The 13,520-nt window shown below is 67.5% G+C and carries 7 protein-coding genes; 6 read left to right on the top strand and 1 reads right to left on the bottom strand.

Annotated features, from left to right (window positions below; all coding sequences use genetic code 11):
- Nucleotides 1–13 precede the first annotated feature (13 nt).
- The 6 genes from BM297_RS06950 to BM297_RS06925 all read left to right on the top strand — a co-directional run bounded on the left by BM297_RS06950 (nt 14) and on the right by BM297_RS06925 (nt 12,575).
- Nucleotides 14–550, top strand: coding sequence for a chemotaxis protein CheW (locus BM297_RS06950; RefSeq protein WP_092429641.1), 537 nt, complete (start codon nt 14–16; stop codon nt 548–550).
- An 87-nt stretch (nt 551–637) separates the two neighbouring features.
- Nucleotides 638–2,686, top strand: coding sequence for a methyl-accepting chemotaxis protein (locus tag BM297_RS06945; RefSeq protein WP_092429639.1), 2,049 nt, complete (start codon nt 638–640; stop codon nt 2,684–2,686).
- A 62-nt stretch (nt 2,687–2,748) separates the two neighbouring features.
- Entirely contained in the window at nt 2,749–3,612 is an 864-nt protein-coding gene (locus BM297_RS06940; protein WP_092429637.1) for a CheR family methyltransferase, read from the top strand.
- A 24-nt stretch (nt 3,613–3,636) separates the two neighbouring features.
- A complete protein-coding gene (locus BM297_RS06935) occupies nt 3,637–11,055 on the top strand; it encodes a hybrid sensor histidine kinase/response regulator (RefSeq protein ID WP_092429635.1) in 7,419 nt (2,472 codons plus the stop codon).
- Nucleotides 11,048–12,070 (top strand): chemotaxis protein CheB, encoded by a 1,023-nt coding sequence (locus BM297_RS06930; RefSeq protein ID WP_092429633.1) that lies wholly within the window; start codon nt 11,048–11,050, stop codon nt 12,068–12,070. The genes BM297_RS06935 and BM297_RS06930 overlap by 8 nt, the downstream gene beginning before the upstream one ends.
- A 28-nt stretch (nt 12,071–12,098) precedes the next feature.
- Entirely contained in the window at nt 12,099–12,575 is a 477-nt protein-coding gene (locus BM297_RS06925) for a CheW domain-containing protein (protein WP_092429631.1), read from the top strand.
- 60 nt (nt 12,576–12,635) lie between these two features.
- Here BM297_RS06925 and BM297_RS06920 read toward each other — a convergent pair whose 3' ends face one another.
- Nucleotides 12,636–13,355 (bottom strand): 16S rRNA (uracil(1498)-N(3))-methyltransferase, encoded by a 720-nt coding sequence (locus BM297_RS06920; RefSeq protein WP_092429629.1) that lies wholly within the window; start codon nt 13,353–13,355, stop codon nt 12,636–12,638.
- Nucleotides 13,356–13,520: the final 165 nt, after the last annotated feature.

Raw genomic sequence — 13,520 nt, 5'->3', positions numbered from 1 at the left:
GGCCAGGGCCGGCATGTCCGATGTCATGACACCTTTCCAGCGACTGCTCGAAATCGATCAGCTTTGCCGGCGCTTTTCTGCGGGTTTGCCAGCTCGGCAGGAGGTGGCGCAGAGCTGGAGCGGCATCGGCTTCCGCATGGGCTCGCGACTGTTCGTCGCGCCCATGGGCGAGGTTAGCGAAGTCCTCCACGAGCCCCGCTATACCCTGCTGCCTGGTGTCAAGAGCTGGGTCAAGGGGGTGGCCAACGTGCGTGGGCGCCTGCTGCCGATCATGGACCTGTGCGGTTTTCTGGGTGGCGAACTGTCCCCGTTGCGCAAGCAGCGGCGGGTGCTGGTAGTCGAGCACGACAAGGTCTTTGCCGGTCTGGTGGTCGACGAAGTGTTCGGCATGCAGCACTTTTCCGTGGAGGCCTTCGCCGAGCAGCTGCCACCGCTCGAGGCCTCCATTCAGCCTCTCATCCATGGCGTGTTCCTGCGCGAGCGACCCTGGCTGGTGTTCAGCCCGCACGCGTTGGCCAGGGAGCAGGCATTCCTCGATGTTGCCGTATAACTAGATCTACTGGACGGGACGCTGTTGCCGTCCTGTGGTGTTACTTGGGAACAGTTTAGTGTGGTAGGTCCAGGCGGGGGCCAGACGATGAAAAAACTTAACGCGGGCAATTTGTTCACCGGCATGAGCAGCAGTCGATTGATCGGCGGGCTGTTCGTCGTCCTGATCGTTTCGGTGGTGTTGCTGTTTGCCAACTTCGCATACCTCAACCAGCAGGCCGAGCATGACAAGCAGTACATCGGCCACGCCGGCGAGCTGCGCCTGCTCTCTCAGGGTATCGCGAAAAACGCCATCGAGGCGGCGGCGGGCAAGTCCGAGGCTTTCGCCCTGCTGAAAAGCGAGCGCGACGACTTCGAGCAGCGCTGGGGCTGGCTGACCGAAGGCAACCCGGACACCGGCCTGCCGGCCAGTCCGGAGGCGGTATCCGCGAATATGGCTGTTCTGGGCGACGAGTGGACGCGTCTGCGTAGCAGTGCCGACGCCATTCTGGCCAGCCAGCAGACCGTACTGTCGCTGCACCAGGTGGCCGAGACCCTGGCTGAAACCATTCCCCAGCTGCAGGCCGAATACGAGGAAGTGGTGGACATCCTCCTCGAGAACGGCGCGTCGGCCGACCAGGTCGCCGTGGCCCAGCGTCAGACCCTGCTCGCCGAGCGGATTCTCGCTGCAGTGAACAAGGTGCTGGCCGGTGCCGAGGATTCGGTGCAGGCTGCCGACAGCTTTGGTCGCGATGCCAGCCTGTTCGGGCGCGTCCTGAAGGGCATGCTCGAAGGCAACCCGGCGATGTCGATCTCCAAGGTGACCGACGCCGAGGCCATCAGTCGTCTGAGTGAAATCTCCGAGCTGTTCTCCTTCGTTTCCGGCTCGGTGGACGAGATTCTGGAAACCTCGCCGCAGCTGTTCCAGGTGCGCGAGTCCGCCAACAACATCTTCGGCGTATCGCAGAAGGTGCTCGAGCACACCACCCAGCTGAGTGCCGACTTCGAAAACCTCGCCGACGGTCGCGCCTTCAACACCCTGGCCGGTTACCTGCTGGGTCTGCTGGCCCTGGCCTCGATCATGCTGATGGCGCTGGTTCTGGTGCGTGATACCCGCGGCCGTCTGGCCGAGACCGCCGAGAAGAACGATCGCAACCAGACCGCGATTCTGCGTCTGCTCGACGAGATCGGCGACCTGGCCGACGGTGACCTGACCGTACAGGCCACGGTAACCGAAGACTTCACCGGCGCCATCGCCGACTCGATCAACTACTCCATCGACCAGCTGCGCGACCTGGTAGAGACCATCAACCAGACCGCTGTCCAGGTGGCTGGTGCCGCCCAGGAAACCCAGGCCACCGCCATGCACCTGGCCGAGGCTTCCGAGCACCAGGCCCAAGAAATCGCCGGTGCCTCCGCGGCGATCAACGAAATGGCCGTGTCGATCGACCAGGTATCGGCCAACGCCGCCGAATCAACCGCGGTAGCGGAACGTTCGGTAGCCATCGCCAACAAGGGCAACGAGGTGGTGCAGAACACCATCGCCGGCATGGATAACATCCGTGAGCAGATCCAGGACACCTCCAAGCGGATCAAGCGTCTTGGTGAGTCGTCCCAGGAGATCGGTGACATCGTAAGCCTGATTAACGACATTGCCGACCAGACCAACATCCTGGCACTTAACGCGGCGATCCAGGCGTCCATGGCCGGCGACGCCGGTCGCGGCTTCGCCGTGGTAGCGGACGAGGTACAGCGCCTCGCAGAACGTTCCTCGGCGGCCACCAAGCAGATCGAGGCGCTGGTGAAGACCATTCAGACCGACACCAACGAGGCGGTCATCTCGATGGAACAGACCACCACCGAGGTGGTGCGCGGTGCCCGCCTGGCCCAGGACGCCGGTGTGGCCCTGGAAGAGATCGAGAAGGTATCGCGCAGCCTCGCCGCGCTGATCCAGAACATCTCCAACGCCGCCCGCCAGCAGTCCTCCTCGGCCGGTCACATCTCCAACACCATGTACGTGATTCAGGAGATCACCACCCAGACCTCGTCCGGTACCACCGCGACGGCGCGCAGCATCGGCACCCTGGCCAAGATGGCCAGCGACATGCGCAAGTCGGTATCCGGTTTCACCCTGCCCGAAGAGCGCGAGCAGGCCTGAGGCCATGGAGTGCGGCGGCCTGAGAGGGCTGCCGCCGGACGAGCACCAACGAGGGGCGCGGCATGCAGCCAAGCGCGGTCTGGGCGATGAAGCCGCTGCCCGATATCACGGCAGCGGAATTTCGCGCCTGGCAGGAATTGCTGGAAACGCGTAGCGGCATCGTGCTCAACGAGCAGCGCCGCGCGTTTCTGCAGACCATTCTGGCGACTCGTCTGCGCGAGCTGGAGCTGGACAGCTATGCCGGCTACTACCAGCAGGTGACCGCCGGACCGCGTGGCGCCGTCGAGTGGTCGCACCTGATGGACCATCTGACCGTGCAGGAAACCCGCTTCTTCCGCCATCCGGCATCGTTCGAGCATCTCGCCGGCTATCTGCGCGGACGGCTGCTGGCGAGCCCGGACAAGTGCGGCTGGCAGTTGTGGAGCGTCGGTTGTTCCAGCGGTGAGGAAGTCTATTCGCTGGCCCTGCTGGCTGCCGAGGTGCAGCGCGAGGCCGGGCTGGACGGGCGTTTCGGCGTCACCGGTACCGATCTCAGTCTCAGCGCCCTGGAGCGTGCCCGGGGCGCCTGCTACAACCCACGGCGGGTTGGTGAGCTGGCACCGGAGCTGCTCGAGCGCTATTTCCAGGCGCAGGACGATGGCAGCCTCACGGTGTGCGATGCCCTGCGTGAGCGAGTCTGTTTTTCCCGTCTGAATGTGCTCGATCTGGCGCGTGCGCCGCAGCGCGGTATGGACGTCATTTTCTGTCAGAACCTGCTGATCTACTTCCGGCGCTGGCGCCGGCGCGAGATTCTCTCGCGCCTGGTCGAGCGTCTGGCGCCTGGCGGGCTGCTGGTGATCGGAGTCGGCGAAGTGGCCGATTGGAGTCACCCGCAGCTGCAGCCGGTCGCCGATGAGCAGGTGCTGGCCTTTACCCGAAAGGGGTAACCATGATCAATGTTTGGAGTCGCTATGGGTGATCGGCACGACTATGTCGCCCTGGAGTGGGTCAAGGGCGAAATCGCGGAGACCCTGAAGCAGGCCCGCCAGGCCCTTGAGGCATTCGTCGAAAGCCCGCAGGACCTGACGCGTCTGCGTTTTTGCCTGAACTACATCCATCAGGTGCAGGGTACCCTGCAGATGGTCGAGTTCTATGGCGCCGCTCTGCTGGCCGAGGAAATGGAGCAGCTGCTCCAGGCGTTGATCGAAGGGCGCGCCAGCACCCAGGGTGACGGCTTGCCGGTGCTGATGCAGGCGATCCTGCAGTTGCCGGTCTATCTCGAGCGGATCCAGAGCGCGCGTCGCGACCTGCCGCTGGTGGTGCTGCCGCTGCTCAACGACCTGCGCGCCGCGCGCAGCGAGAGCCTGCTGTCGGAGACCAGCCTGTTTGCCCCGGACCTGTCGGCACGGCCGGCGGCGCTGCCGCAGGCCGCGCTCGAGCGTCTGGAGCGCGCCGGTCTGCCGACCCTGCTGCGCAAGCTGCGACAGATGCTGCAGGTGGCACTGGTCGGCTACATGCGCAATCAAGAACCGGCGACCCAGCTGGCCTACTTGGCCAAGGTGTTCGCCAAGCTGGAAAGCCTGTGTGCCGGTGCGCCGATCGCCCCCCTGTGGTCGGTGGCCGCTGGCGTGGTCGAGGGGCTGAGCGGTGACAGCATCCCTGCTAGCAACACGGTACGCACCCTGCTGCGCGAGGTCGATCGCGAACTCAAGCGTCTGATCGACGAGGGCATTGCCGCCCTCAACCAGCCGGCGCCCGACCAGTTGTTGAAGAACCTGCTGTTCTACGTGGCCAAGAGCCCGAGCGAAGCCGGCCGCATTGGTGAACTGAAAGCGCGCTTCCAGCTGGCCGAGGCGATGCCTGACAGCCAGGTGGTGGACGAGGAGCGGGCCCGCATGGCGGGGCCCGACCGTGACGCGATGCGCTCGGTGGTCGGCGCCCTGTGCGAGGAGCTGGTGCGGGTCAAGGACAGCCTGGACCTGTTCGTGCGCAGCGATCGCCACCAGATGGCGGACCTCGTCGGCCTGCAGGCACCGCTCAAGCAGATCGCCGATACCTTGGGCGTGCTCGGCTTCGGTCCGCAGCGCAAGGTGATTGCCGATCAGCTCGATGTGATTGGCCTACTGATCGGTGGGCAGCACCAGCCCAATGATGCGGTACTGATGGACGTCGCCGGCGCCCTGCTGTTCGTCGAAGCGACGCTGTCCGGCATGGTCGGTCCGGCGGAGGGCGAGCGGGCGGAAGACAACCTGTTGCCGACCACCGACGTGGGGCAGATCCACCAGCTGGTGATCAAGGAGGCGCGCAACGGACTCGAGCAGTCCAAGGACGCGATTATCGAGTTCATCGGCTCGCAGTGGAACCACGAGCATCTGGCTCGGGTGCCCGAGCTGCTGACCCAGGTGCGCGGTGGTCTCGGCATCATCCCGTTGCCCCGCGCGGCGGCGCTGCTGGATGCCTGCTGCCGTTACATCCGCGAGCAGCTGCTGGTGCGCCAGACGGTGCCCAGCTGGCAAAGTCTGGACACCCTGGCCGATGCGATCACCAGCGTCGAGTACTACCTCGAGCGGATCGCCGAAGATCATGCCAGTCAGGGCGATCTGATTCTCGATGTCGCCGAGGAAAGCCTCACCGCGCTGGGCTACGGCCTGAAGCCGACGCGCTCGATTCTCGATGTGCCGAGCGAGGTGCTGGTCACTGCCGTGCCGGCGAGTCCGGCGGCGGTCGACCTGACGCCGCTAGCCGAGCCGATCGCGCAGGTGCTGCCGCAGGCGACTGCGCTCACCGTCGACCAGCTTCCTGAAGCGCAGTCAGCGGCAGTCGCCGAATCGCGCGACCCGCACTCCCTCTCTGTTGCGGGCAACACGGTTGGTCTGCCGCTGTCGGCCGCCGAGGCCGAGCCCGAGGCCGTGGCGCTGTCCGCCGAGCGCCCTGACGTCGTCCCGGAGCCGGCCGTTGCCGAAACCGTGCTGCCGGCCGAGTCGCAACTCGCTCCGATCGGCGTCATTGATGCGCCGCTTGCCAGCGCCGCCGAGGTCGAGCCTGCAGTCGTGCTGACCCTGGCCGACGTGATGGCCACACCGGTGGCGGCGATCAACCCGCCGGCCCAGGATGCACCGCCGCAACTGTTGCCGCCGCCGGCCGACGAGGAGCCGATAGACGAAGACCTGCAGGAAGTGTTCGTCGAGGAAGCCGGCGAGGTGCTCGAGACCCTCAACGAATACCTGCCGCAGTGGTCCGCCGATACCGGCAACCGCGAGGCGCTCACCGAAGTGCGTCGGGCCTTCCATACCCTCAAGGGCAGCGGCCGCATGGTCCGTGCCCTGGTCGTTGGCGAGCTGGCCTGGTCGATCGAGAACATGCTCAACCGGGTCATCGACCGCAGCATCCAGGCCGATGCGCCGCTGCTGCAGTTGATCCGCGAGGTGGTCGACCTTCTGCCTGCGCTGGTCGAGGAGTATGCCGGCAAGGCCCAGCGCCAGCGCGACGATGTCGACCAGTTGGCGGCGGCGGCCCATTCGCTGTCCAAGGGACAGCCGTTGCCCCGGGCGAGCATGACGCCGCCCGTGGCGGCCGCAGCGCCCACCGTGACCGACAATGCCGGCAGCAGCGACGATGAGTTGCTCGATCCGCAGCTGCTGGAAGTCTTCTGCACCGAAGCCGAAGCGCATCTCGAGGCGCTGGCGCACTTCCTCGCCGCCTGCGATCGCGAGTTGCCACAACCGGTCACCGACGAACTGCAGCGTGCCCTGCATACCCTCAAGGGCAGTGCCTACATGGCCGGCATCCTGCCGATCGCCGAAGTGGCCGCGCCGCTGGAGAAGCTGGCCAAGGAATTCAAGACCAACCTGATTCCCTTCGGCCTGGCGGCTGCCGAACTGCTGCGCGATGCCGAAAGGATGCTGCAGCATGGTCTGCAGCAGCTCGGTCGCGCGCCCCTGGCGAGTCTGCCCGGTAGCGTGGCCCTGCTGGAGCGGGTGCAGCAGCTGCATCAGGAGCAGCTGGATGCCGCCGAAGCCAGTTGGCGCGACCACGACAATCGCGATCCCAAGCTGATCAGCCAGTTCCTCGCCGACGGCATGGACATTCTGCTGGACGCCGACGACCTGCTGGCTCGCTGGCGCCAGCATCCGGCCGAGCACGTCGAGCTGGATGCCCTGCGCGACGAACTGGCTACCCTGGCCCACGGCGCGCTGCAGGCCGATCTGCCGCAGGTCGATCTGCTCTGTGCTGCGCTGCTGACTACCTACAACGCGGTGGGCGAGTCTCGTCTGGCCGTGGACGAGGCCTTCTTCCGCGAAGCCGAGGCTGCCCATGAAGCGCTGATCGGCATGATGGATCAGGTGGCCGCCGGTCTCGAAGTCAGCCCGCAGCCGGAGCGCGTGCAGGCCCTCGAGCTGCTGCTGAGCAATGCCGCGGCCGCGGCTGCGGCGCAAGCCGAAGCCGCACGGCCGTTGCTCGCGGACTCTCGAGCCGAGCCTCGAGCCGAACCCGAACCCGAACTTGAGTTCGAGCGCGAGTCGCAGCTTCCTCGCCCTAGTGAACTTACCCGGGGCGGCGAGCCTGCACCGGTCGTGCAGGTCGTGGCGCATGAGCTGCCGGCGGTCGACGAGGAAGACCTCGATGAAGAGATGGTCGAGATCTTCCTCGAAGAGGCCGGCGACATTCTCGACAGCGCCGGCGAAGCCCTCGAACGCTGGCTGGCCGAGCCGCAGGCACGCTCGGCGCTGGCCGCGCTGCAGCGCGACCTGCACACCCTCAAGGGCGGTGCCCGGATGGCTGGCGTGCGGGCCATCGGTGATCTGGCCCATGAGCTGGAGTCGATCTACGAAGGCCTGACCGATGGTCGCTTCGACTTGGCGAGCGGCGCAGTACACCTGCTGCACGCAGGGCACGATCTGCTGGCTCGTCAGGTGGAGGAGTTGCAGCAGAGGCTGCCGCTGACCGCTGCCGGCGCACTGCTCGGCCAGATGCGCGAGTTGCGTCAAGGTAATGCGCTGGCGCCGTCGGCGCTGGCCGCCGAAGCCCAGGCGCGTGCCGCCGCGGAAGCCGAAGCCGCTGCCCAGGCACGCGCTGCTGCGGAAGCCGAGGCCGCTGCCCAGGCACGCGCTGCTGCCGAAGCCGAAGCCGCTGCCCAGGCACGCGCTGCCGCGGAAGCCGAGGCCGCTGCCCAGGCGCGTGCTGCCGCGGAAGCCGAGGCCGCTGCCCAGGCGCGTGCTGCCGCGGAAGCCGAGGCCGCTGCCCAGGCGCGTGCCGCCGCCGAAGCCGAGGCTGCTGCCCAGGCGCAAGCTGCCGCGGAAGCCGAAGCCGAAGCCGAAGCCGAAGCCAAAGCCGAAGCCGCTGCCCAGGCACGCGCTGCTGCCGAAGCCGAAGCTGCCACCCAGGCCGAGTGGCCGGAGTTGCTGCTCGATGCGCCTGCGGAGCCGGCGCAGGCACCCGCTACCGCGGCGTTCTCCACCCAGGTCAGTCCGCAGTCGCTGGGATCTGCGTCGCAGTCGGTCATGACGGACAGCGTGGTGGTCGAGCGTGACCCCGAGCTGGTGGAAATCTTCCTCGAGGAAGGTTTCGATATCCTCGACTCGGCGAGCGAGGCTCTGCAGCGCTGGCTGGATGCCGGTGCCAAGGGACCGGACCTGGATGCCCTTCAGCGTGATCTGCATACCCTCAAGGGCGGCGCGCGGATGGCCGAGATCGGCGAAATCGGCGATCTGGCCCATGAACTGGAATATCTCTACGAAGGTCTCGGCGACGGCCGCCTGCAGGCGGAAGGCGCGCTGTTTGGCCTGCTGCACGACTGCCACGACCGCCTGGCCCTGATGCTGGAGGCCCTGCGCAGCGGCGACCCGCTGCCTGACGGTGGCCAGCAGGTCGCGGCGATCCGCCGTTTCCGCCAGCAGGCGCAGCTCGGCAATGATGCCCGCCAGGCCGAGGCCTTCGCGGCCAGCAACGAGCCCACCGCAGCGGTCGAGCCGGCGGCAGAAGGCGAGTCGACTTTCATCGCCGAGGCGCCGGTGCCGACGGCCGAGGCGGACCATCGGGTCGGCTACGTCACCCCGGAGCCCAGCGACAGCGAAGTGCTGTCGCTGTTCCTCGACGAGGCTGGCGATCAGCTGGAGGCCCTGGACGGGGCGCTGGGGCGTTGGCAAAGCACTGCTGCAGTCCCGCTGGATGAGTTGCGCGGCCTGCTGAACACTCTCAAGGGCGGAGCCCAGCTGGCTCGCCAGCAACCGCTGGTGGAGTTGAGCCAGCGCCTGGAAGAGTGTCTGGCCGAGGCTGGCGACGACGATAGCGGGCTGAATGGCCTGCTGCCTGCTCTGCAGGCCGGTTACCAAGGGCTGATGGCGGGCGTCGAGCAACTGCGCGGGTTCTTGCCGGCGGCAGTGGTGCCAGCCGCTGCAGTCGCGGTCAGCCAGGCGTCGACTCCGCAGGTGCAGGTCGAACGGCTGGTGCAGCGCATCCTGCCGCTCTCGGCCGTGGCGCCCCACAAAGTATTGCCGTTTGTCCTGCGTGCCCAGCAGATGGCCGCCGAGGCAGCTGCGCAGCGTGCCCCGCAGGAGCTGGTCAAGGTGCCCGCCGAGCTGCTCGAGGCGCTGGTCAACCTCGCCGGTGAGACCTCGATCTTCCGCGGCCGCATCGAACAGCAGGTCAACGACACCGCCTTCACCCTCGGCGAGATGGAGGCCACCATCGAGCGGGTGCGCGATCAGCTGCGCCGTCTGGATATCGAGACCCAGGCGCAGATCCTCTCGCGCTACCAGTCGGTGAGCGAGCGGGCCGGCTACGAAGACTTCGACCTGCTGGAAATGGACCGTTATTCGCAGTTGCAGCAGCTGTCGCGCGCACTGTTCGAGTCGGCCTCCGACCTGCTCGACCTCAAGGAAACCCTGACCGCGCGCAACCGCGATGCGGAAACCCTGCTGCTGCAGCAGGCGCGGGTCAACACCGAGCTGCAGGAAGGCCTGATGCGCACCCGCATGGTGCCGTTCGACCGTCTGGTGCCGCGCCTGCGCCGCATCGTGCGCCAGGTCGCCGGCGAGCTGGGCAAGCAGGTCGAGCTGGTGGTGCAGAACGCCGAAGGCGAGATGGACCGCAGCGTGCTGGAAGGCATGGTGGCGCCGCTGGAGCACATGCTGCGCAATGCCGTCGACCACGGCATCGAGGCAATCGAGGCACGGCGTGCCGCCGGCAAGCCGGATCTCGGCACCATCCGCCTGAGCCTGAGCCGCGAGGGTGGCGACATCCTGCTGACCCTGGCCGACGACGGCGGCGGGGTGAACATCGCTGCGGTGCGCAGAAAGGCCGTCGAGCGCGGCCTGATGGCCGCCGATGCCGAGCTTTCCGACTACGAGGTGCTGCAGTTCATCCTCGAGGCCGGCTTCTCCACGGCCGCCCAGGTCACGCAGATCTCCGGGCGTGGCGTCGGCATGGACGTGGTGGCCTCCGGAGTCAAGCAGCTGGGCGGCACGGTCAGCATCGATTCGGTCAGTGGCCAGGGAACGCGCTTCCTGGTGCGTCTGCCGTTCACCGTATCGGTCAACCGTGCGCTGATGGTGCACTCCGGCGATGACCTCTACGCCATCCCGCTGAACACCGTCGAAGGTATCGTGCGCATCTCGCCGTTCGAGCTGGAGAGCTACTACCGGCCCAACGCGCCGCGCTTTGAATACGCCGGCCAGCAGTACGAGCTGAAGTACCTCGGCGAGCTGCTGAACAATGGCCAGCAGCCCAAGCTGGCCGGACAGAGCCTGCCGCTGCCGGTGGTGCTGGTGCGCTCCGCCGAATACGCCACGGCTGTGCAGGTGGACAGCCTGGCCGGCTCGCGCGAGATCGTGGTGAAGAGCCTCGGCGCGCAGTTCGCCGCGGTGCATGGCATTTCCGGCGCGACCATCCTCGGCGATGGCCGGGTGGTGGTGATTCTCGACCTGCTGGCGACCCTGCGTGCGCGCCAGGCCCAGCAGCTGCCGCGACATGCCGGCACGGCCCACGCGGGGGCCGAGAACGTCGACAAGCAGCGCCCGCCGCTGGTCATGGTGGTCGACGATTCGGTCACCGTGCGCAAGGTGACCACGCGTCTGCTGGAGCGCAACGGCATGGACGTGGTGACCGCCAAGGACGGACTGGACGCCATCACCCAGCTGCAGGAGGTGCTGCCGGACGTGATGCTGCTGGACATCGAGATGCCGCGCATGGACGGTTTCGAGGTGGCCACCCTGGTGCGCCACGACGAGCGGCTCAAGGATCTGCCGATCATCATGATCACTTCGCGAACCGGCGAGAAGCACCGCGAGCGTGCGCTGGCCATCGGCGTCAACCAGTACCTCGGCAAGCCCTATCAGGAAGCGTTGCTGCTGGAGCACATCCACCAGCAACTGGTACAGCGCCATGACTGAGCGCAGCAGCGGCCGCGTTGCGGTCATCGCCGATACCTCGCTGCAGCGCCATGTGCTGCAGCAGACCCTGCTCGCCAACGGCTATCAGGTGCTGCTCAACAGTGACCCGCAGCGCCTGGATGGCGAACAGCTGCGCGCCTGCACGCCGGACCTGTGGCTGGTCGACCTGGCCCAGCTGGAGGACTCGCCGCTGATCGACCTGCTGCTCGATCAGGCCACGGCCCCGGTGCTGTTCGGCGAGGGACAGGCCCCGGAGCGCAACTCCGAGCACTACCCGCGCTGGGAGCGGCGCCTGGTCGGCAAGCTCAAGCGTCTGGTCGGTGATCCGGCCCGGGCGGTCGGTCCGAGCCTGGAGGGACTGCTCAACCAGGCTCAGCGTCTGGCACGCCTCAATCTGCCGGATTCGCTGAGCAGCACGGCGCTGGTTGCCGGGCAGCCGGCCCGCGAGGTCTGGCTGCTGGCCGCCTCGCTGGGAGGGCCGGAGGCGGTCAAGGAGTTTCTCGATGCGCTGCCCGGTGGTCTGCCGCTCGGCCTGGTCTATGCCCAGCACATCGATGCCTCGTTCGAACAGCGTTTGCCGCAGGCCGTCGGGCGCCACAGCCAGTGGCCGGTGAGCCTGGCCCGCGATGGCGACTGGGTGCGCTGCGGCGAGGTGGTGGTGGCACCGATCAGCCAGGAGCTGGCGTTTGCCGACGACGGGCGCATGCAGATCCATGCGCGCCCCTGGCCGGAGCCCTACAGTCCCTCGATCGATCAGATGATGCTCAACCTGGCGCAACAGTTTCCGTCCTGCTGCGGGGTCATCGCCTTCAGCGGCATGGGCAGCGACGGCAGTGCCGCCGCCGCCTACGTGCGTCGCCAGGGCGGGCTGATCTGGACCCAGCAGGCCGACAGTTGCGCCTGCCCGAGCATGCCCGACAGCCTGCGCGAGGGCGGCTACAGCAGTTTCAGCGCGTCGCCGCGCGAGTTGGCCGAAGCGCTGGTGGCGCGATTGGCCGAGCAGTACGACCAGTGATCCGCGCCGCCGTTATCAGGAGTCAGCCATGAGCCAAGCCCCCGTTGCCGGCCATTCGCCGCAAACCCTCAACAGCCTGTTGCTGCCCTTGAGCGACCGCAGCCTGCTGCTGCCCAGCGTTGCACTGGCCGAGCTGATCAACCAGCGTCCGGTGGAGCCGCGGCTCGGCACGCCCGACTGGTATCTGGGCGACATCATCTGGCGCGACCTGCGTCTGCCGCTGCTGTCCTTCGAGACCGCCTCGAGCGGCAGCGTGCCGGCGGCTCCGGCGCCGGGAGCGCGGGTGGCGGTGATCAACGCCGTCGGCGGCCGGCCGCACCTGAAGTTCTACGCCCTGCTGGTGCAGGGCATCCCGCGCCCGCACAAGCTCGACAGCGGCCTGGCCCCGGCTGGCGCGCCGCTGGCGGCGCTGGAACTGGATTCGGCGCTGGTCGAGGGCGACGTGGCGCGGATTCCCGACCTGGTGGCGCTGGAGCAGAAGCTGGCGGATATCGGCCTGATCTGAGCCGATCAGGCGAAAACACCAAGGCCCGCGCATGCGGGCCTTGGTGTTTCAGTGCCGGCTCTAGAAGTCGCCCCACAACTGTTGGGCCACGCTGAGGGCGACCACCGGTGCGGTTTCGGTACGCAGCACCCGCGGGCCGAGGCGCGCGGCGTGGTAGCCGGCACGTTGCGCCTGCTCCACCTCCGCGTCGCTCAGGCCGCCTTCCGGACCGATCAGGAAGGCCAGCGAGCCAGGGCGGGCATGGCTGGCCAGCGGCGCGGCGACCGGGTGCAGGACCAGCTTCAGCTCGGCTGCGGTCTGCGCCAGCCAGTCATGCAGGCCGAGCGGCGCGTTGATGGTCGGCAGCACCGAGCGGCCGCACTGCTCGCAGGCGCTGATGGCGATCTGCCGCCAGTGGGCCAGGCGCTTGTCGGCGCGCTCGTCCTTCAGGCGTACCTCGCAGCGCTCGCTGACCAGTGGGGTGATTTCCGCCACGCCCAGTTCGGTGGCCTTCTGGATCGCCCAGTCCATGCGCTCGCCACGCGACAGGCCCTGGCCCAGGTGGATGCGCAGCGGCGACTCGGTCAGGCCGGCGAACTGTTCGCGCAGCTCGACCTGCACGCTCTTCTTGCCCACCTCGACCAGCTCGCCCACGAACTCCTGGCCGCTGCCGTCGAACAGCTGCACGGCATCGCCGGCGGCGAGGCGCAGGACGCGGCCGATATAGTGGGCCTGGGCTTCCGGCAGCGGGTGCTGGCCGAGGGCGAGGGGGAGGTCGACGAAGAAACGGGATAGGCGCATGGGGCGTGTGTGGCAGGCTGCGAGTGGAAGGCGGCAAGCTTAACCGCTGGCCACGTACAGCAGTAGGGGGCCGCAGCGCATTGCTGCGGTGCAGACGGGCGCGAGGGCGCCGCGCTCCATCCTGGTGACGCCACTGCGTCATCCGTGCCGGCGCGACTTCCGCCA

It is taken from the genome of Geopseudomonas sagittaria (assembly GCF_900115715.1).
In the GTDB taxonomy this organism is placed as follows: Bacteria; Pseudomonadota; Gammaproteobacteria; order Pseudomonadales; family Pseudomonadaceae; genus Geopseudomonas; species Geopseudomonas sagittaria.
This window is presented reverse-complemented; position numbering and strand designations above follow the sequence as displayed.

Excerpts from the sequence above, each read along its gene's own strand:
- BM297_RS06950 (WP_092429641.1), top strand. The coding sequence starts at position 14 with ATGTCCGATGTCATGACACCTTTCCAGCGACTGCTCGAAATCGATCAG.
- BM297_RS06945 (WP_092429639.1), top strand. The coding sequence starts at position 638 with ATGAAAAAACTTAACGCGGGCAATTTGTTCACCGGCATGAGCAGCAGT.
- BM297_RS06940 (WP_092429637.1), top strand. The coding sequence starts at position 2,749 with ATGCAGCCAAGCGCGGTCTGGGCGATGAAGCCGCTGCCCGATATCACG.
- BM297_RS06935 (WP_092429635.1), top strand. The coding sequence starts at position 3,637 with ATGGGTGATCGGCACGACTATGTCGCCCTGGAGTGGGTCAAGGGCGAA.
- BM297_RS06930 (WP_092429633.1), top strand. The coding sequence starts at position 11,048 with ATGACTGAGCGCAGCAGCGGCCGCGTTGCGGTCATCGCCGATACCTCG.
- BM297_RS06925 (WP_092429631.1), top strand. The coding sequence starts at position 12,099 with ATGAGCCAAGCCCCCGTTGCCGGCCATTCGCCGCAAACCCTCAACAGC.
- BM297_RS06920 (WP_092429629.1), bottom strand. The coding sequence starts at position 13,355 with ATGCGCCTATCCCGTTTCTTCGTCGACCTCCCCCTCGCCCTCGGCCAG.